An 18685-nucleotide genomic window follows, 5' to 3' on the forward strand; every position below is an offset into this window, starting at 1 on the left:
ACCGTGCCGCCGAAGGTCCAGAACGTGTAGCTCACCCCTTCGGAGATCGGCATCTCCTTCTCCACCACCTCCAGCTCCACGATCACCTTCGCCGGGTAGTTGCGGTTGACCGGCGGCGGTACCTGCGGCGGGCTGGTCAGCACCGCGTGGATCGGCTCGCCCTGCGGCGGGCCGAAGTCGCCATGGGTGGCGGCGATCGCGGCAGGGCTGGCGTCAGCCTCCCCCACCGGCGACACCGCGGCCGGCTTGCCGGAGCAGCCGGCGAGCGCCAGCATGCCGGCCGCGGCCAGGACAATGAACAACGAACGTGACATGGGTTTCTCCCTGTGGTTTCTGGCTGTGAGCCTAGGGAACCGTCAGGAAGCGCGCTTGACGTACGTCATTTCTGTCGATGGAAAACGGCGAGTGCGTCAAGCCGCCGCAGCTGCCGCGAAGGTGTTCAGTGCGACAGCAGATTCTTGCCGATCTGGCGCAACCCCTCGGGGTCGCGCAACAGCATTTCGCGCCCCTCGAGTTCGATCAGGCCCTGCTGGCGGAAACGGCTGAGCACGCGGCTCACCGTCTCAGCCGCCAGCCGCAGGTAGTTGGCGATGTCGCCACGCGACATGCTGAGATGGAAGCGCGTGCCGGAAAAGCCGCGCTCCTCGTAACGTGCGGCGAGATCAGTGAGAAAGGCAGCCATGCGCATGTCGGCGTTGTGGTCGCCGGCGAGCAAGGTGGCCATGCCGAGTTCCTTGCTGATCAGCCGGAACAGCCGCTGCTGTACCGCCGGCATGCGCGTGGCCAGCGCACTCATCGCGGGGAACGAGAAGCGGCAGAAATAGGCGGTATCCAGCGCGACCGCGTCGCACGGGAACTGGTCGGGATAGATCGCGTTGAGCCCGATCACCTCGCCGGGCAGGTAGAAGCCGAGCACCTGTTCGTGTCCATCGGGGTCGACCATGCTGGTCTTCACCGTGCCGGCGCGCACCGCGAAGATCGAGCGGAACGGGTCGCCGGTACGGAAGATGTGCTCGCCGGCGTGGAACGGCCCGACGTGCTCGACCAGGCAATGCAACTCGAGCAGCTCCGGCTTGCCGTAACCTTCCGCGATGCACGCGCCGGAGAACGCACAAGTGCGACAGAAGTGGGTCTCGTCACCGTCGTCGGCAATCGGATTGGGCGGTTCGGGCAGGCGGCCTGCCGGGTTGTTGCGGCGCATGGGGGACCTGTGGGCATCGCGCGGATCAGATCAGGCGTGGTCGGCACCGGCCATGACCGGTACGCCAACGCACGGCGAAATATATCGCGATGATACGCAATGGCGGCGACTGGCGTGGGGCGACCTGTGTGCCATGACGCCGCACCGGCGCATTCGTGCCTGTTTTGCACGGCACAAAAAGAACAAGGGCCGGCATTGCTGCCGGCCCTTGCTTGTATCTGGCGCCCGAAGTTGGACTCGAACCAACGACCCCCTGATTAACAGTCAAGTGCTCTAACCAGCTGAGCTATTCGGGCGTGAGCTGCGTAGTTTGCTGAGCGTGCGGCGAACTGTCAAGCCGCCGAGGAACGGTCGCCGCACTTTTTTTCAGGCGTTCAGTACCTGGTAGCACGGCTCGTACGCGGTGCCTCCGGGGAGCTTCATGCGGTGCTGTTCGACGAACGCCTGCAGCAGCTTGTCCAGCGCCCGCATGATGTCCGCATCGCCATCGATGACGAACGGGCCGTGCTGCTCGATCGCCTGCACGCCCTCCTCCTTCACGTTGCCGGCGACGATGCCGGAAAACGCCCGGCGCAGGTCCGCCGCCAGCTCGTGCCGCGGGCGCTCGTGGTGGATCTGCAGCGCGCGCATCGCCTCGTGGGTGGGGCGGAACGGCTGCTGGAACTCCAGCGGAATCTGCAGCGCCCAGTTGAAGAAGAATGCGTCCTTGGTATCCAGACGGTTGTGGCGCACTTTCTCGAGGCCCTTGACCATCGTTCGCGCCACCGTCTCCGGATCGTCCACGATGATCTGGTAGTGCCGGGCCACCTCGTCGCCCAGGCTGAGCCGCAGGAAGCGGTCGATCTGCTCGAAATAGGCGGCCGACTGGCGCGGCCCGGTGAAGATCAGCGGAAACGGCGTGCCGGCGTTGTCCGGGTGCAGCAGGATGCCGAGCAGGTAGAGGATTTCCTCGGCCGTGCCGACGCCGCCGGGGAACACGATGATGCCGTGGCCCAGGCGCACGAATGCTTCCAGCCGCTTCTCGATGTCCGGCATGATCACCAGGTGGTTGACGATCGGGTTCGGCGATTCGGCCGCGATGATGCCCGGCTCGGTGATGCCGATGTAGCGGTTGTGCCGGCGCCGCTGCTTGGCATGCGAGATGGTCGCGCCCTTCATCGGCCCCTTCATCGCGCCCGGGCCGCAGCCGGTGCAGATGTCCAGCCCGCGCAGGCCGAGCTGGTAACCGACCAGCTTGGTGTAGTCGTACTCCTGGCGCGAGATCGAGTGGCCGCCCCAGCACACCACCAGGTTCGGGTCGACCTGCGGTTTCAGGATGCGCGCATTGCGCAGGATCTCGAACACGCTCTGGGTCAGCGCGGCCGAGGCATCCAGGTCGTAGCCGATCTGCTCCAGCTGGGTCGACACGTAGACGATGTCGCGCACCACCGCCACCAGCAGCTCGTTGATGCCGCGGATGATCTGGCCGTCCACGAACGCCTGTGCCGGCGCGTTGGTCAGCTCGATCTTCATCCCGCGGTCCTGCTGCAGCACCTGGATGTCGAAATCCGGGTACTGCTCCAGGATCGCCCGCGGGTCGTCGCTGATGTTGCCGGAAGTCAGCACCGCCAGTGCGCAACGGCGCAGCAGCGCATGCAGGCCCGAGCCGCTGGCGCCGCGCAGGCGCGCCACCTCGTTGCGGGAAAGGACGTCCAGGCCGCCGATCGGGGAGATGCGTGCGCTGACGGTGCCGGGCTTTGCCGGCGCACCGGCGTATGTGTCGCTCATTCGAGTGCTTCTCCTTGCCGCTCTTCGCGGATCATGCGCCTGCGCCAAGCGGAGCAGGCCGCGTAGCTTCCCGCGCCGGTTGCGCATGGTCAAGCGCGCAAAAAAGAAGCCGGTGCCCGCAAGGGCACCGGCTCCAGGCTTCAAACCACCGATGCGCTTAGAACGTGTAGCGCAGCGTGACCATGGCCGACCAGCGCGACACCACGTTGGTCTTGGTGTTGCGACCGGCGTCGTAAATGATCTTCTGGCCCGGCTGGTAGTTGCCGCTCTTGTCGGTGGGCAGCGAGTAGATGTATTTGCCGTCCGCATCCACGCCTTCGTAACTGGCCAGCGTACGGGTGTACGGGAATCCGATGTAGCTCTGCTGGCCCCAGTCGTTGTTCAACAGGTTCATGAAGTTGTAGATGTCCAGGCGCAGCTCGCCCTTGTTGCCCTTGAAGATGCCGGGCACTTCCTGGCGGAAGCTCAGATCCACCTGGTTCACCCACGCCGAGGCAGCACGGTTGCGGCCGGCGATGGCACCCTGGTGGTCCTTCAGGTAGGAGTCGCTCTGAATGAAGTTGAAGAACTGGTCGATCGCCGCCTGGCTGGTGCCCGTCTTGAAGCTCACATCGCCCTTGTTCGGGATGTAGACCAGGTCGGTCTTGTACGAGTCGCCGTTGGCGTCGTTGCCGAAGACCCAGCTGTACGGCTGGCCGCTGTGGCCGTCGTAGAACGCGCTGACGCTGGTCACGTAATCGCCGAAGAAGCGGTGCTGCCAGGTCAGCGAAGCATTCAGGCGCTGCTTGATCGCATAGTTCGACGTGGACGCCACGTCCTCGTTCGGATTCACCCAGGCGTTGTTGGAGTAGTTCGAGCTGGCCTGGCTGGACACGCCCGGGTTCACCTCGGTGGCATTGCCGAAGGTCACGCCCAGGCTGCCGAACCAGCTCTCCGAGAACGGCTTCTTCAGCGACAGGGTCAGCGCCTCGGAGCGGCCCTTGTGGGTGTTGGTCAGCAGGGTCGACGTGCCGGAGAAACGCCGGTCCTGGTTGGCCCGCGCGTCGCCGGAGACGCTGCCCTCGCCCGGGGTCTTCCAGTACTGGTTGCGGCCGTCCGGCAGCACGCCGGTCGGCGCGCCGATATTGATGTTCTTGTAGAGAATGCCGTTGCGGGTGATGATCCGCTGGTATTCGGCCGAGAAGATCGTGCCCAGCCACGGCAGCTCGCGGTCGAACGCCAGGCTCATCTTCCACACCGACGGCAGCTGGAAGTTCGGGTCGACCGTGTCGACGTTCATCTGCGCGCTGCCCGGAGGCGGCAGGTTCTGGTTGAACGGATCGGCGCTGAACACCGGCAGCGTGTTGCCCACGCCGGGCTGCAGGCCCTGGTCGTTGAACACCGAGTAGGTGGCCACGGTCATGCCGTTGTTCTGGTACGGGTTGGTCATCCACACCGTCGGCGGGTTGGACTGGAACAGGCCCACGCCGCCGCGGAGCTGCATCATCCGCTCGCCGTCGAAGTTGTAGTTGAACGACAGGCGCGGCTCGACCAGCTTCATGCCGTCGATGGTGTTGTCGTTGCGGTACCCGAACGCGGTCGTGAAGGTCGGGTTGTAGATCGGCGAATCACCCGTCTTGTTGAGGTTCACGCGCACGCCGTACTGCACCGACAGGTTGCCGGTGGGCTGCCAGGTATCCTGCAGGAAGAAGCCGTACTGGCGCAGGGTCCAGGCGGCAGCCACGTCGGCCAGCGTGTAGCCCGCGGCCGGCTGGTAGAGGTTGTAGGAGCCGTAGATGCCCTTCTCGAAGTTGTCGATGCCATAGAACTCGTAGGCACCGAACTGGGTACGGCCGAACAGGTTGTAGATCTTGTTCTGCTGGAAGTCGACGCCGCCCTTGATGGTGTGTTCGTCCAGGTACAGCGTGCCGGCGAACAGGCCCTTCCAGGTCTTGATGTCCAGCACGTTGTAGTGGCTGAACTGATCCTCACCCAGGTCGACGTACGGCGCCCCGCCCGTCTGCTTGCCGTTCTTGATGGTCCGGGTGATGTCCACCCACACCTGCGGCTGCTGCGCATCGACCGTGCGCACCTGCGAGAACTGCGAGTAGCCGATCTTGGCCTCGGTGGAGAAGTTGCTGGTCCAGTCGTCGAACACCTGCAGCACGGTGTTCTTGGTGTCGCTGTTCTTGGTGTACCAGTAGCTGGTCAGGCCGATGGCATTGGAGGAGTTGCCCTGCACGATCGGCTGGGTTTCCTTGGTACGCTGGTAGGACAGGCTCGCGCGATGGTTGTCGGCGATGTTCCAGTCCAGCTTCATCAGGTAGCGCTTGTCCTGCAGGTTGGAAGTGCCGCCGCTGAAGGAGCCTGGCTTCAGGCCGAGGGCGTTCGCGGCATCGATGATGCGCTGCAGGTCGGCCGGCGAGACCTTGTTGGAGGTCGACGCACCGGTCAGCGAGGGATCCAGGCCGTTGGCCGAGTCGGCACCCAGGCCAATGGTCTTTTCCTTCTCGAAGTTCGCGAAGAAGAACAGCTTGTCCTTGATGATCGGGCCGCCCAGCGTCGCGCCGGCGGTCCAGTCGCTCTTGTAGCCCTTGTAGCCGCGGTTCTCGTCGAGCCAGCCGGCATTGCCCACCAGCTTGTCCGCATTGCGATAGGCGTAGTACACCGAACCGTGGAATTCGTTCGTGCCGCTCTTGGTCACCGCATTGATGTTGGCGCCGACGGTGTCGGAAGCCACGTCGAAGTTCGCGGTCGAGATGTTGTATTCCTCGATGGTGTCGGTGGACACCGGCGAGCCGATGTACGGCATGCCATTCGAGTTCAGGCCGAACGGGTCGCCGACGGAGACGCCATCGACGCTGATGTTGTTGTAGCGGCTGTTCTGGCCCATCGACGACATCGAACCGTCGCCACGATCGGTAATGACGATGCGGGGATCCAGGCGGGCGATATCCTGGATCGAGCGCCCCGGCGTGGGCGCCGCCAGCAGTTCGCGCTGCGACACGTTGGTCGAGAGTCCCTTGTTGTCCGGCGTGAAAGTTTGCGCCAGGGCCGTGGCCGAAACGGTGACGCCTTCCAGGTTCTTCGCTGCTATCGCACCCATGGTCAGGTTCACCGCGGTGCTCTGCGACAACTGCAGGTAGACCTTGTTCTGCTCGGCCTGGGTCAGGCCGGCCTTGGACGCCGTCACGTCGAACGGGCCGCCGACGCGCAGACCCTGCGCCGAATAGCGGCCATCCGCGTCGGTGGTGGTGATCTTGGTGGTGCCCGACGGCTCGTGCACGATCTGCACGGTGGCGCCCGCCACCGGCTGGCCGTTCGCGTCAAGCACGCGGCCACTGATCGAGGAGGAGGTGTCCTGCGCGATGGCAGGCACCGACGCCGCCAGCAACGAGGCAATGGCAAACGGCAGGAGTTTGGCGCGAATTCGGCTGTTCATTCTTGATCGACCCTCGGGCTCGCAACGAAAAAAAACTCTTGATTGGGGGCCAAAAAAAGCCCGACCTCGCCCGGCGCATGCCAGGCGCAACATCGACGCGATGCGTGACCCCAGTTGTGGTATTGCCGCGACTCCACGGAGCATGGAACCGCAAACCTCAGCTCGCCGGACCTTCCCGCCTGCGGCGATTGTTAAGCGATTTTAACGGTATTGTATGGCAATTTTGTAACATTTACACGTCAGTTGCGGTCGCCCAATTTCCCCAAGCCGCGACACGAACCTTTTGAAATCAGACAGATGGAGGCCGCCCCCGCGCCCCCATCGCCGCCATGTTGCATCACATCCGGCACGCTGCCCATACCCGATCAGTCGCGCTTGCCGAGATAGCGCGCACGCTTCGCCGGTTTCAGGTTGGCCAGGTCCAACATCACCAGGCCGTCCACGCAGCCGGAAAAATCCGGATCCTCGCCGAAGTCGAGGAACTGCACGCCGGCGGGCTCGACCAGGTCGACATATTGGCGATACAGCACCGGCATGCTGACGCCCAGCGCATCCAGATGGTGTTTCAGTTGGCCCAACCCCGCAGCGGCGTCCAGCCCCTCCAGCGCTGCGCGCACGCCCTGCACCACTTCAGGCGAGACAACGAAAGGCTGGCGTGCGGCGGCCAGCCCCGGCGCACCGAAATAATGCTGGTGCGCCGCCGCGATCCATTCGCGCGCCTCGCGCGGCAGGTTCACCGACATGCTGACCGGACCGAACAGGTAACGCAGTTCCGGATGCCGCTGCAGGTACAGGCCGATGCCCTGCCACAGCTGGTCCAGCGCGCGCGAGCGCCAGTACGCCGGCGCGATGAAACTGCGCCCCAGCTCCAGCCCCTGCGCCAACCGCGACTCCAGCGCCGGCGAGTAGTCGAACAGGCTGGAGGTGTACAGGCCGGCCATGCCGCGCTCGGCGATCAGCCGTCCGCCGTGGCCGAAGCGGTAGGAGCCGACGATGCGCAAGGCCTGCGGGTCCCACAGCACCAGGTGCTCGTAATGCTGGTCGTAGGCATCCAGGTCGCGTCGCGCGTTGGTGCCCTCGCCGACCTTGCGGAAGGTCAGTTCGCGCAACCGGCCGATCTCGCGCATCACCGCGCTGTCGGGTGTGCCCTTGAACAGCCAGGCCTGCTTGCCGTCGCCGAGATCGGCCAGTTTCTCGCAGCGCGCCAGTTCCGCAGCGACCTGTTCGACCGGCTCGGGCAAGGCCAGCGGCGCCTGTCCGCCAAAGACCAGGCCGCGATGCTGGCCGACCCGGTACACGTGCCGGCGCATCAGCTTCGCCGCCTGTGCCGGCGAACCGCCGCTGCGCTGACCTAGTTCCTCGGCGCCGACCAGCGCGCCGATGCTGAAACCGATCCGCCGCTTGCCCGGCGCCACCGCTTCGCGCGGCAGCATCGCCGTGCTCAGCGGCCTGGCCAGCATCGACAGGCCGTAGAACATCGCCGAATTGCGCGCCGAAACATGCACCGGCAGCACCGGTGCCTTGCTGCGCAACGACAACCGTGCGAAACCGTCCGACCAGCGGCCGTCGCGCACGCCGCCGGCACGCACGCGCGAGACCTCGCCGGCAGGAAACACGATCAGCGCCTCGCCATTCTCCAGCGCCCGATAGATGCCGCGCAGGCGCGAGGCAGCGCCCTTGCCGAACACGTCCACCGGCAGCAGCAGCTTGCCCAGTGGCGGTACCGTAGCCAGCCAGTCGTTGCCCAGGATGCGCACGTCGCGGCGCACCGAGCCGATCACCTGCAGCACCGCCAACGCGTCCTGCATGCCCAGCGGATGGTTGGCCACCACCAGCAGCGGGCCTTCCGCCGGAATGTTCTCGAGATCGCCCGGATTGACGTGATGGCTGGTGCCGAGCACATCCAGTACGCGATCGACGAAATCGAAACCTTCGGCGGTACCGACCCGATGCAATACACGGTTGAAACCGTCTTCGTCGGCCAGGCGTCCGAGCATGCCCGCCACCGGCCGGCGGAGGCGCGGGTACTGCGCCAGCCATGGCAGCCGTTCGACAAGGGACTGTTCGATACTCAGCATGTCTGCGTCCTCGGATTCCCCCCATCCTGGCGGCCGATTATGACAGCTGCACGATCACCCGAAGCGACGCTTGCGACGTCGTCGTCGTTTCAAACGCTCATGTGCAGGAACGACGCCACGCCGGCCATGAACATCTGCACCGACAGCGCGATCAGCAGCATGCCCATCACACGCTCCAGCGCAGTCAGCACGCTCTCGCCCAGCCAGCGGAACAGGTAGGTCGCACTGAGCAGGATCAGCGAACTGGCCAGCCACGCCAGCAGCAGCGCGATCGTCCAGTCGGCGGTGCGGCCGGGCTGGGTATTGGTCAGCAGCAGCAGCGCCGCCATCGCCGAGGGACCGGCCACGCCGGGTATCGCCATCGGCACGATGAACGGTTCGCCGCCGCCGGACTTGCCGAAGATGCCGCTGCCGTCGGCGGGCGGAAACACCATGCGGATGCCGATCAGGAACAGCACGATGCCGCCGGCGATGCTGATCGATTCCTGCTTCAGCTGCAGCAGCTTGAGGATGTACTGGCCGCCGAACAGGAACGCCAGCAGCACGCCCAGTGCGATCAGCAGCTCGCGCACCATGACGCGACGGCGCCGCTTCGGCGGCACGTCCTTCAGCAGGCTCAGGAACAGCGGGATATTGCCCAGCGGATCCATGATCAGGAACAGCAGGATGCCCGCCGACAATGTGGTCATCTGCGATTCCATCTCAACTCCATTCTCGTTGGGCGGGCGCCACGCCGGCACCGCCGGGCGTTCAGTCGACCCGCAAATCCAGTATGGCGCCACGCACCGGCGCACCCTGCGCGCTGAGCAGGTAGACCGCCGCCTTGGCCGCCGCATCCGGCAATGGCCGCTGCAGGATGTCTTCGCCGAAATACGCCAGTTGCCGCAGCGCCGTGCGCATCGGCCCGGGCAGCATCGCATGGGTGCGCAACGTGCTGCTATCGGTTTCCTCGTGCAGGATCGACACGAACCGCTCCAGCGCCGCCTTCGACGCGCCGTAAGCGCCCCAGTGCGCACGCTGCAGCAGTTCGGGATCGTCCAGCACGAATACCACGGCGCTGTCGCCGGCCTGGCTCAGCAGCGGCAGGCAGACCTGGGTCAGCGCAAACGGCGCGTTCACGTTGACGTGCATGGCGCGCAGCCAGGCATCCGGCTTGTGCATGCTTATGGGTGTCAACCCGCCGAAACTGACGGCCGCGTGCACGATGCCGTCGAGCCGGCCGAAGTCGCGCTCCAGCCCCTCGGCCAGCGCGGCGTATTCGCGCGGCGTGGCCACCTCCATGTCCAGCGGATGGATCACCGGCTCGGCCAGGCCTTCGGCCCGCATCGCGTCGTACAGCTGTTCGAGCTGACGCTTGCGCTTGCCGGTGATCACCACCGTGGCGCCGGCGCGCGAAGCCGCGCGCGCCACCGCGCCGCCGAGCCCGCCGTAGGCGCCGGTGACCAGCACCACGCGATCGGCCAGGGTATCGGCAGCCGGCTGCCAACCTGCGGGCAACCGTGAAACGGGCAGCGTCGTCAAGGCGCCACCCCGGCCACGTCGCTGGCCATGCGCGACAGCTCGCCGGCGGAGTTCAGGTCCTCGATGATGTCGCAGCCGCCGATCAGCTCGCCCTGGATGAACAACTGCGGAAAGGTCGGCCAGTTCGAGAAATGCGGCAGTGCCGCGCGGATCTGCGGATCGGCCAGCACGTTCACCGCATGGAACACGGCACCGGCTTCGGTCAACGCCTGGGCCGCACGACTGGAAAAGCCGCACATCGGAAATTCGGGCGTGCCTTTCATGAAAAGCACGATGGGGTGCGCGGCCAGCATCGCCTTGATTTGCTCGTTGATGTCCATAGCTCGGTGTTTCATCTTTACAATGCAGGCAGACCGATATTGTATCAGTCACCCGTCGGCTGCCGTTTGCTGCGCCGACACATCTCCCCCAGCCACCGCTAAGGAGCCTCATCATGGCGATCGAACTTCCACCGCTTCCGTACGAAAAGAACGCACTGGAGCCGCACATTTCCGCCGAAACGCTGGAGTACCACTACGGCAAGCACCACCAGGCCTACGTGACCAACCTCAACAAGCTGATCGAAGGCACCGAGTTCGCGAACGCGCCGCTCGAGGAAATCATCAAGAAGTCGTCCGGCGGCGTGTTCAACAACGCCGCGCAGATCTGGAACCACACGTTCTACTGGAACTCGATGAGTCCGAAGGGCGGCGGCGCACCGAGCGGCAAGCTGGCCGACGCGATCAACAAGGCGTTCGGCTCGTTCGATAAGTTCAAGGAAGAATTCAGCAAGTCCGCCGCCGGCAACTTCGGCTCCGGCTGGACCTGGCTGGTGCAGCGCCCGGACGGCTCGCTCGGCATCGTCAACACCTCGAACGCGGCTACCCCGATCACCGGCAGCGACAAGCCGCTGTTCACCACCGACGTGTGGGAACACGCCTACTACATCGACTACCGCAACGCCCGTCCGAAGTACGTGGAAGCGTTCTGGAATCTGGTGAACTGGGAATTCGCGGCCAGCAACCTGGCCTGATTCCCCCGGCTGAAACAGGAACGGAGCCCTCGCGGCTCCGTTTTTTATGCCAGCGCCTGCGCTTCGCTCAACCGAGTTCCGGCAGCACCGGCGCCACTTGCACCTCGCGCCCCAGCGCACTGGCAATCCCGCCCAATCGCGCTGCCAGCTGGCCGGCATCCGGCGCGCACACCGTGGCATGGCCTACCTTGCGGCCCGGCCGGGCCTGCTTGCCGTAGTCGTGCCAGTGCGCGTCGACCGCCTGCAGTACCGCCGAGGCGTCGGGCAGCTCGCCGATCCAGTTGAACATCGCCGACATGCCGCGCGCTCCGGTATCGCCCAGCGGCAGGCCGAGCACTGCGCGCACATGGTTCTCGAACTGGCTGGTGCGCGCGCCCTCGATGGTCCAGTGGCCGGAGTTGTGCACGCGCGGCGCCATCTCGTTGCCCAACAGCTCGCCGTCCCTGACGAACAGCTCCAGCGCGAACACGCCGACGTAACCCAGCCGCTCGGCCAGCGTGCGGGCCAGTTCGGTGGCGCGCGGCTGCAGCAGTTCGATGTCCGGCGCCGGCGCCAGGCTCATCGACAGCACGCCGTCGACGTGCCAGTTGCGGGTCAGCGGCCAGGTGCGGAAATCGCCGTCGCGGCTGCGCACGGCAAGCACCGACAGTTCGCGCTCGAACGGCACGAACGCTTCCAGGATCAGGCCATGTTTCGACGCCTGCGCGCCAAGCGCGGCCCACGCCGCATCCGCATCGGCCGGTTCGCGCAGCCGGAACTGGCCCTTGCCGTCGTAGCCGAGCCGGCGCGTCTTCAGGATCGCCGGTGCGCCGACCGCGGCCAGTGCCTGATCCAGCTGTTCGCGCGTATCCACCGTCATGAAGTCCGGAGTGGGCAGGCCGCACTCGCGGAACAGGGTCTTCTCGGCCAGGCGATCCTGCGCCACCGCCAGCGCCTGCGGTGCGGGGAATACCGCGACCCGCTCGGCCAGCCAGTGTGCCGTCTCGGCCGGCACGTTCTCGAAATCGAAGGTGACCACGTCGACCCGGGCGGCAAATGCCTCCAGGGCGGCGTAGTCGGTCCAGTCGGCCACTACCAGCGGCGCGACCTGCCCCGCACAGGCGTCAGCGGAACTGTCCACCGCCAGGGTTTTCACGCCCAGCGGTGCCGCCGCCAGCGCCAGCATGCGCGCCAGCTGTCCACCTCCGAGTACGCCCAGCACGGGCTGTCGCCGTTCGCTCACTGGCGCGGGTCCGGCTGCTCGATCACGGCCTGGGTCTGGCGTGCGCGCCAATTGTCCAGCGACGCGGCCAATGCCGGATCGTGCAAGGCCAGCACCGCCACGGCCAGCAAGCCGGCATTCACCGCGCCGGCACGGCCGATCGCCAGGGTGCCGACCGGGATGCCGGCCGGCATCTGCGCGATCGACAGCAGCGAATCCATCCCGTTCAGCGCCTTCGACTGCACCGGCACGCCGAACACGGGCAAGCGGGTCTTCGCCGCCAGCATGCCGGGCAGATGGGCGGCGCCGCCGGCACCGGCGATGATCACCTGGATGCCGCGCGCCGGGGCCTGCTCGGCGTAGCTGAACAGCAAATCCGGTGTGCGATGGGCGGAAACCACCCGCACTTCATGCGCCACGCCCAGCTCGGTCAGCACGTTCGCGCTGTGCTGCATGGTTTCCCAATCCGAACGCGAGCCCATCACGACGCCAACGCGCGGTCTGCTTGTTCCTGTCATGGCCGGACCGTCCAAAAACGGCTATTGTACGGGCTTTCCCTACCCCGGCACACCCAAGCGATCCATGGACAAGCGCCTACTCGACATCCTGTGCTGCCCGGTCAGCAAAACGCCACTGCGCCCGCTGGGCAAGCGCGAGCTTGATGCGCTGAACGACGCCATCGGCGCCGGCAAGGTCGACACCGTGGCCGGGGTCGCCGTGCGCGAGCGGATCAGCGAGGGCCTGATCACCACCGACCACAAGGTGATCTACCGGATCGAGGACGGCATTCCGGTGATGCTGCCCGAGGAAGGCATCGGCACCACCCAACTGGCCGGCTTCCCCGCAGCCTGAAGCCGTACTGGCGGTTCCCGGCGGATACCCGCGCATGACACGGACACCCGCTTTGCCTTATCGTCGACACCTGCGCGGCCCGTCCTGGATTCAGCTGCGCATCGCAATGCTTCAGGGGTTTGGCGATGAACGAAGCCAGTGATCCATCCCGAGTCATCAGCCTGAGCCAGCGCCTGGATCCGGCCAGCGAGCGCGTCGGCGAGTTGCTGGGTGCGGTGCGCAACATCGCCAGCAAGCGCTTGCAGCAATGGGTCGGCAACGCCTTCGAACACGTCGATGACGCGCTGTTCGACCTGGCCGAGAAAGCCGAGAACAATGCGGCCCAGATGCATTACTTCGACGGCATGCGCGAGGTGCGCAAGCGCCGTCCGGCGGTGGAACGCAGCTTCCTGGGCGCGATCAGCCGCAACATCGGCGAACTGGCCCATCCGCCGCAGCAGTCGCCCGGCTCGTCGACGTCGTTTGGCGCGGTCGAGCTGACCCTGGTGGCTGACAACGAGCTGGAAGAGTCGCTGGCGATCACCAGCATGATCGGCAAGAACGAATCGCGCCTGTCGCGCGACCTGTTCGCGGTCAACCAGCGGCTGTCGGTGATCTGCGGCGGCCGCAAGGTCGAGGACGCCAGCAATCCGGTGGCTCCGGCGATCCTGGCGCAGGCGTTCCGCCAGGCGTTGCACGAACTCAGCGCCGACATGCGGGTCAAGCTGATCATCTACAAGCTGTTCGACCGCTACGTGCTGTCGTCGCTGGAAGAGCTCTACCAGGAAATCAATACCGAGCTGGTGCGTGCCGGCGTGCTGCCGCAGCTGCGCCACGAAGTGCCGCGTGGCGACGCGAAGGCCGCGGGCGCTGCCGGCCAGGCGACGGACGAAGCGGCCGGCGAGATTCCCAGCGACCTGCTGCAGACCCTGCATGCGCTGTTCAGCGCGCGCCGCGGCCCTGCCGTCGGCGCCGGCATGCACGCGCTATCGAACGGCCCGCTGCCATCGGCGAACGAATTGCTCGGCGCACTCAGCGTGCTGCAGAGCCAGATCGCCAGCGCCGGCCCGTTGCCGTACGCGCAGCCGGACGATGCCGCCGCGCTCACCCGCGAGGTGTTGCAGCTGAAGGGCCAGTTGCTGACCCAGATCGGCGCGCTGCGCGGCGAGAGGCCCAGCCATGTCGCGACCATCGACGAGGACACCATCGACCTGGTCGGCATGCTGTTCGAATTCATCCTGGAGGACCGCAACCTGCCCGCCGCCATGCAAGTCATGCTGGCGCGGCTGCAGATCCCCTACCTCAAGGCGGCGATCCTCGACCGCAAGCTGTTCGCGCATCGCCAGCATCCGGCGCGGCGACTGCTGGACTGCCTGGCCGAACAGGCCAAGAGCTGGTCGGAGGAATCCGACCGCGACCGTCGCCTGCACGACAAGGTGAAGTCGATCGTCGACCAGTTGCTGCATGACTTCGACGACGACATGGGCATCTTCGAACGCCTGCTGGTCGATCTGCAGCAATTCCAGGACATCAACAAGCGCCGCTCCGAGCTGGCCGAGCAGCGCGTGGCCGAATCCACCCGTGGCCGCGAGAAACTCGAGCAGGCGCGCCGCCGCGCCGCCCGCGAGATCCTCGACCGCATCGGCGAGCACAAGCTGCCGCCGCTGGTGCACGGCGTGCTGGCCCGTGCCTGGGCCAACCACCTGGTGCTGACCCTGCTGCGCCAGGGCGAAACCTCGCCCGAGTTCAAGGGCGCGCTGCGTTTCGTCGACGACTTCATCGCCAGCACCAAGCCGGCCGTCACCCCGGAAAGCCGGCAGATGCTGCGGCAGATGCTGCCCGGGATCGAGCGTGCGCTGCGCCAGGGCCTGGCCAACGTGGCATTCCAGGAACAGGACATCGAGCGCCTGCTGGGCCAGTTGCACACCTATTACCGGCAGCAGCTCGGCGAAACACTGGATGCCACCGAGGTGGTCGCCGTCGACGAAGACGCCGCCATGCTGGCGATCCCCGACAGCATCCAGCCGGTCATCGACCACGACGCCACGCCGCAGGACAGCATCGAAGAAGACATCGTCGAGGCGCCGCTGGACAGCCCGGAATGGCACCAGGTGCAAGCATTGCAACCCGGTACCTGGCTGGAATTCTGCCTGCCCGACGAACCGATGACCCGCGCCAAGCTGTCGTGGATCAGCCCGATGAGCGGCCGCTACCTGTTCGTCAACCGGCGCGGCCTGAAGGTGGCCGACTACTCGCCGCAGGAGCTGACCGTGCTGCTCACCGACGGCCAGGCCCGCATGCTCGCCGCCAACGCGCTGTTCGACCGCGCGATGAGCGCCATCGTCGACAAGCTGAGCCAACCCGACACCGCCCCGCCCGCGGGTACGGCCGCCGAATGAGCCAGGTTCCATCGTTCGCGGCGCCGGACGCCGCGCAGATCGCCATCGATATCGAACGCGCCCTCGCCGAAGACCTCGGCCAGGGCGACGCCACCGCTGGACTGCTGCCGGTCGACGCCCAGGCCCATGCCGTGCTGACCTGCCGCGATGCGGCGGTGATTGCCGGCACGGCATGGTTCGACGCCTGCTTCCGGCGGTTCGACCCGGCCGTGCGGATCGACTGGCAGGTCCGCGACGGCGACCGGGTTGCCCCCGGCGCGGTGATCTGCCGCCTGTCCGGACATGCCCGTTCGCTGGTCACCGCGGAACGCTCGGCGCTGAACTTCCTGCAGTTGCTGTCCGCCACCGCGACGGTGACCGCGGACTATGTCGCCGCCGTCGCTGGCACAGCAGTGCGCGTGCTGGACACCCGCAAGACCATTCCCGGCCTGCGCCTGGCGCAGAAATACGCAGTGCGCTGCGGCGGCGGCCACAACCAGCGCATGGGCCTGTACGACGCGATCCTGGTCAAGGAAAACCACATCATCGCCGCCGGCAGCATCGCCGCCGCCGTGCAGGCGGCGCGTCGGCTGCACCCGGACCTGCTGCTCGAGGTCGAGGTCGAGAACCTCGACGAACTGGAGCAGGCGCTGCAGGCCGGCGTGGACCGGATCATGCTGGACAATTTCGGGCTGGCGCAGATGCGCGAGGCGGTGCGGCACACCGCCGGCCGCGTGCCGCTGGAAGTATCCGGCAACGTCGACCTGCGCACGATCGGCGAATACGCGCACACCGGCGTCGACTTCATCTCGGTCGGCGCACTGACCAAGCACGTGCACGCCGTCGACCTGTCGCTGCGCCTGCAACTGGACTGAACGCCAGCTTGCGCCCGGCCGCCTGCGCCCACACACTGCGGGGATGAGCGACCTTTCCAACCTGTTGCTGCTGCTGGCGCTTGGCGCCATCGTGGGGCTGTGGCTGAAGCTCAGCGTGGCGCGCGAACGCGCCGTGCAGGAAGCGCGGCAGCAATGCCAGCAGCACGGCCTGCAACTGCTCGACGAAACCGTCGGCCTGCGCGGCGTGCGCCTGCGCCGCGTCAACGGCCTGCGCATGATCGAGCGCTGCTACGGCTTCGAGGTGAGCATCGACGGCCACGACCGCGAATCGGGCCGGCTGTGGATGATCGGCAACGCGCTCAGCAGCCTGAGCCTGCCCACGATCGAACTGCTGCCGCACGAGGAGGTCGCCGCACGGAGCAACGCCCTGCCCCCGCCGTCCGGCAACGTCGTGCCACTGCGCCCGCGTCCGCGCGACCGGCTGAACTGAACACCAGTCGCGTTCGCCCGCTCCGGCGAACGCGACAGCGGATTCCTACTTGACCACCCGCAGATGCGGCGTGCTGCGCTTCGGCTTGTCGCCGCCGGCGTTGGCGCCCGGCGCCGGCGCGGTGTCGTCGGGCCCGGGAGCGGGCGGCGGCGTGTCGCCGCCTTCTTCCTCGGCCGGGAACATCATGCCCTGGCCGTTTTCCTGCGCGTACAGCGCCAGCACGGCCTGCACCGGGATCTGGATCGCCTGACTGACCCCGGAAAAACGCGCCTGGAAGCTGATCCACTCGTTGCCGAGATCGAGGTTCGCCACCGCGCGCATCGCCAGGTTGAGCACCACCTGGCCGTTCTTGACCACCTGCGGCGGCACCCGCACCCCGGCAAACCCGGCGTCGACCAGCACGTACGGGGTCAGGTTGTTGTCGCTGATCCAGTCATAGATCGCCCGCAGCAGGTACGGGCGATTGGTGGTCATCGGTACTGCTTCATTCTTGCTCATGGACTTGCCGCATCGCCTTTTCCTGATCGGTCATGCTGCGCGCAAAACCCTGACTATGGAACAAACGCTCGCCGTAATCGATCACCGGCTTGCCCTCGCGCCCCAGATCCACGCCCAGCCAGGGCAGCCGCCAGATCACCGGCGCCACCAGGCAGTCGGCCAGGCTCATTTCCGGGTTGAGGAAGAATTTCGCGGCCTTGAACAGCGGCACCGAGGACAGCAGGTGCCCGCGCAGGCGCTTGCGCGCCGCATCCGCGGGCCGGCCGCCGGCGCGGATGATGTCCACTTCGGTCAGCCAGTCCTTCTCGATGCGTACCGCGGCCACCCGCAGGCGCGCACGCGACTGCGGATCGATCGGCATCAGCGGCGGATGCGGGTAGCGTTCGTCGAGGTATTCGCAGACCACCGAGGTATCGAACAAGGTGAGGTCACGATCGACCAGGGTCGGCGTACTGGCATACGGGTTCAGGTCGACCAGGTCTTCCGGCGGCTTGGCCGGGTCCACCAGGACCCGTTCATAGCTGACCCCTTTGGCGGCCAGCACCAGCCGGGCGCGATGACATTGCACGTCGTCGGCGGTGGTGTAGAGCGTCAGTACGCTACGTGAGCGAGCGCTTGGGACCATGCGCAATTCCCCATCGGTGAGACGACTGCGGCGGCTCGTAGCCGCCGCAGTCGGATAATGCCATCCAGGCTGCTCAGTGGACGTCCTTCCAGTATTCCTTCTTCAGCATGGCGGCCAGAAAGGTGAAGAACGCCAGGAACAACAGCACCCACACGCCGTAATGATGGCGCTGCAGGGCAGCCGGTTCGGAAGCGTATTCCAGGAAGGTCGTCAGGTCGCGGCTGGCCTGCTGGAACTGCGCCGGGGTCAGCTTGCCCGGCTGCGACAGCACCAGCTTCTCCACCCGGGCGTCCTCGCCCGGCTTGGCTTCCGCCATCACCGCGGTCTGCAGGCCCTGCAGCTCCCACAGCGGGAACGGCATCGACGCGTTCGGGAACACCGTGTTGTTCCAGCCCACCGGGCGGCTCGGGTCCAGGTAGAACGAGTTGAGGTAGGCGTACACCCAGTCGGCGCCCTTCGCGCGCACTTCCAGCGACAGGTCCGGCGGAGCCTTGCCGAACCACTTGGCGGCCGACCCTTCCGGCATGTGCGAAACCACGGTCTCACCGAACTTGGCACCGGTGAAGTTGAGGTTCTGCATCACGTCCTGCTCGGTCAGCCCCAGGTCGCCGGCGATCCGCTCGTAACGCATGTACTTCAGCGAGTGGCAGCCGACGCAGTAGTTGAAGAACAGCTTGGCGCCGCGCTGCAGCGAGGCCTGGTCCTGCACGTTGGTGCCGGCCGCGGGCAACCCGCCCTCCTCCGACGCATGCACCGGCACGCTGCCGACGATCAGACCGAACGCCAACGCCACCGGGAAGATGTATCGCTTCATTAGCAGCTGCCG

At 66.4% G+C, this 18685-nt stretch carries 17 protein-coding genes, 1 tRNA gene and 1 pseudogene; 5 read left to right on the top strand and 14 right to left on the bottom strand.

All coding sequences use genetic code 11. From position 1 onward, the window contains the following. The 9 genes and pseudogenes from KK131_RS14235 to grxD form a co-directional block, all read right to left on the bottom strand. Positions 1–314 (bottom strand): annotated as a pseudogene (locus tag KK131_RS14235) (nitrite reductase, copper-containing); the annotation flags it as partial. Positions 315–439: 125 nt separating this feature from the next. Continuing rightward, positions 440–1201, bottom strand: coding sequence for a helix-turn-helix domain-containing protein (locus KK131_RS14240; protein ID WP_214557408.1), 762 nt, complete (start codon positions 1199–1201; stop codon positions 440–442). 219 nt (positions 1202–1420) lie between these two features. Continuing rightward, positions 1421–1497 (bottom strand) — tRNA-Asn (locus KK131_RS14245). A 70-nt stretch (positions 1498–1567) separates the two neighbouring features. Next, positions 1568–2968 carry a nucleotide 5'-monophosphate nucleosidase PpnN gene (gene ppnN / locus KK131_RS14250; RefSeq protein ID WP_214557409.1) on the bottom strand — a complete coding sequence of 467 codons (1401 nt, stop codon included), beginning with the start codon at positions 2966–2968 and terminating at the stop codon, positions 1568–1570. Positions 2969–3125: 157 nt separating this feature from the next. Continuing rightward, on the bottom strand, positions 3126–6389 hold the full coding sequence (locus KK131_RS14255) for a carboxypeptidase regulatory-like domain-containing protein (RefSeq protein ID WP_214557410.1): 3264 nt from the start codon (positions 6387–6389) through the stop codon (positions 3126–3128). A 365-nt stretch (positions 6390–6754) separates the two neighbouring features. Next, a complete protein-coding gene (locus tag KK131_RS14260; protein WP_214557411.1) occupies positions 6755–8467 on the bottom strand; it encodes a lysophospholipid acyltransferase family protein in 1713 nt (570 codons plus the stop codon). An 89-nt stretch (positions 8468–8556) separates the two neighbouring features. After that, entirely contained in the window at positions 8557–9156 is a 600-nt protein-coding gene (locus KK131_RS14265; RefSeq protein WP_214557412.1) for a YhgN family NAAT transporter, read from the bottom strand. Positions 9157–9217: 61 nt separating this feature from the next. Further along, on the bottom strand, positions 9218–9988 hold the full coding sequence (locus tag KK131_RS14270; RefSeq protein WP_214557413.1) for an SDR family NAD(P)-dependent oxidoreductase: 771 nt from the start codon (positions 9986–9988) through the stop codon (positions 9218–9220). Continuing rightward, entirely contained in the window at positions 9985–10308 is a 324-nt protein-coding gene (gene grxD / locus KK131_RS14275) for a Grx4 family monothiol glutaredoxin (RefSeq protein ID WP_214557832.1), read from the bottom strand. Before grxD ends, KK131_RS14270 begins: the two co-directional genes overlap by 4 nt. A 113-nt stretch (positions 10309–10421) precedes the next feature. On the opposite strand from grxD, the gene KK131_RS14280 reads away from it, so the two are divergent. Next, entirely contained in the window at positions 10422–11000 is a 579-nt protein-coding gene (locus tag KK131_RS14280; RefSeq protein WP_214557414.1) for a Fe-Mn family superoxide dismutase, read from the top strand. Between the two features lie 67 nt (positions 11001–11067). Here the strand turns inward: KK131_RS14280 and KK131_RS14285 are convergent, their stop codons facing one another. Then, a complete protein-coding gene (locus tag KK131_RS14285) occupies positions 11068–12222 on the bottom strand; it encodes a 5-(carboxyamino)imidazole ribonucleotide synthase (protein ID WP_214557415.1) in 1155 nt (384 codons plus the stop codon). Next, a complete protein-coding gene (purE, locus tag KK131_RS14290) occupies positions 12219–12719 on the bottom strand; it encodes a 5-(carboxyamino)imidazole ribonucleotide mutase (RefSeq protein ID WP_214557416.1) in 501 nt (166 codons plus the stop codon). The genes KK131_RS14285 and purE overlap by 4 nt, the downstream gene beginning before the upstream one ends. 64 nt (positions 12720–12783) lie before the next feature. On the opposite strand from purE, the gene KK131_RS14295 reads away from it, so the two are divergent. From KK131_RS14295 to KK131_RS14310, 4 genes are all read left to right on the top strand, one after another. Further along, complete coding sequence (locus KK131_RS14295; RefSeq protein ID WP_214557417.1) at positions 12784–13053, top strand: Trm112 family protein; 270 nt, start codon at positions 12784–12786, stop codon at positions 13051–13053. 125 nt (positions 13054–13178) lie between these two features. After that, positions 13179–15431 carry a DUF1631 domain-containing protein gene (locus tag KK131_RS14300; RefSeq protein WP_214557418.1) on the top strand — a complete coding sequence of 751 codons (2253 nt, stop codon included), beginning with the start codon at positions 13179–13181 and terminating at the stop codon, positions 15429–15431. Continuing rightward, positions 15428–16285: a carboxylating nicotinate-nucleotide diphosphorylase gene (nadC, locus tag KK131_RS14305; RefSeq protein WP_214557419.1), complete on the top strand. Its 858-nt coding sequence runs from the start codon at positions 15428–15430 to the stop codon at positions 16283–16285. Before KK131_RS14300 ends, nadC begins: the two co-directional genes overlap by 4 nt. 43 nt (positions 16286–16328) lie before the next feature. Further along, complete coding sequence (locus KK131_RS14310) at positions 16329–16736, top strand: DUF3301 domain-containing protein (protein WP_214557420.1); 408 nt, start codon at positions 16329–16331, stop codon at positions 16734–16736. A 45-nt stretch (positions 16737–16781) separates the two neighbouring features. Here KK131_RS14310 and KK131_RS14315 read toward each other — a convergent pair whose 3' ends face one another. From KK131_RS14315 to KK131_RS14325, 3 genes are all read right to left on the bottom strand, one after another. Continuing rightward, complete coding sequence (locus tag KK131_RS14315) at positions 16782–17210, bottom strand: ClpXP protease specificity-enhancing factor (RefSeq protein ID WP_250887309.1); 429 nt, start codon at positions 17208–17210, stop codon at positions 16782–16784. A 10-nt stretch (positions 17211–17220) separates the two neighbouring features. Then, the gene (locus tag KK131_RS14320) at positions 17221–17859 is read right to left on the bottom strand and encodes a glutathione S-transferase N-terminal domain-containing protein (protein WP_214557422.1); all 639 of its coding nucleotides are present in this window, start codon (positions 17857–17859) and stop codon (positions 17221–17223) included. 73 nt (positions 17860–17932) lie between these two features. Beyond that, positions 17933–18673 (bottom strand): cytochrome c1, encoded by a 741-nt coding sequence (locus KK131_RS14325; protein ID WP_214557423.1) that lies wholly within the window; start codon positions 18671–18673, stop codon positions 17933–17935. Between the last annotated feature and the right edge of the window lie 12 nt (positions 18674–18685).

Origin of the sequence: Rhodanobacter sp. LX-99, assembly GCF_018599185.1 — a bacterium.
In the GTDB taxonomy this organism is placed as follows: Bacteria; Pseudomonadota; Gammaproteobacteria; order Xanthomonadales; family Rhodanobacteraceae; genus Rhodanobacter.

Excerpts from the sequence above, each read along its gene's own strand:
- grxD (WP_214557832.1), bottom strand. The coding sequence starts at position 10,308 with ATGGACATCAACGAGCAAATCAAGGCGATGCTGGCCGCGCACCCCATC.
- KK131_RS14320 (WP_214557422.1), bottom strand. The coding sequence starts at position 17,859 with ATGGTCCCAAGCGCTCGCTCACGTAGCGTACTGACGCTCTACACCACC.
- KK131_RS14310 (WP_214557420.1), top strand. The coding sequence starts at position 16,329 with ATGAGCGACCTTTCCAACCTGTTGCTGCTGCTGGCGCTTGGCGCCATC.
- ppnN (WP_214557409.1), bottom strand. The coding sequence starts at position 2,968 with ATGAGCGACACATACGCCGGTGCGCCGGCAAAGCCCGGCACCGTCAGC.
- purE (WP_214557416.1), bottom strand. The coding sequence starts at position 12,719 with ATGACAGGAACAAGCAGACCGCGCGTTGGCGTCGTGATGGGCTCGCGT.
- KK131_RS14260 (WP_214557411.1), bottom strand. The coding sequence starts at position 8,467 with ATGCTGAGTATCGAACAGTCCCTTGTCGAACGGCTGCCATGGCTGGCG.
- KK131_RS14265 (WP_214557412.1), bottom strand. The coding sequence starts at position 9,156 with ATGACCACATTGTCGGCGGGCATCCTGCTGTTCCTGATCATGGATCCG.
- KK131_RS14325 (WP_214557423.1), bottom strand. The coding sequence starts at position 18,673 with ATGAAGCGATACATCTTCCCGGTGGCGTTGGCGTTCGGTCTGATCGTC.
- nadC (WP_214557419.1), top strand. The coding sequence starts at position 15,428 with ATGAGCCAGGTTCCATCGTTCGCGGCGCCGGACGCCGCGCAGATCGCC.
- KK131_RS14315 (WP_250887309.1), bottom strand. The coding sequence starts at position 17,210 with ATGACCACCAATCGCCCGTACCTGCTGCGGGCGATCTATGACTGGATC.
- KK131_RS14295 (WP_214557417.1), top strand. The coding sequence starts at position 12,784 with ATGGACAAGCGCCTACTCGACATCCTGTGCTGCCCGGTCAGCAAAACG.
- KK131_RS14280 (WP_214557414.1), top strand. The coding sequence starts at position 10,422 with ATGGCGATCGAACTTCCACCGCTTCCGTACGAAAAGAACGCACTGGAG.
- KK131_RS14300 (WP_214557418.1), top strand. The coding sequence starts at position 13,179 with ATGAACGAAGCCAGTGATCCATCCCGAGTCATCAGCCTGAGCCAGCGC.
- KK131_RS14255 (WP_214557410.1), bottom strand. The coding sequence starts at position 6,389 with ATGAACAGCCGAATTCGCGCCAAACTCCTGCCGTTTGCCATTGCCTCG.
- KK131_RS14240 (WP_214557408.1), bottom strand. The coding sequence starts at position 1,201 with ATGCGCCGCAACAACCCGGCAGGCCGCCTGCCCGAACCGCCCAATCCG.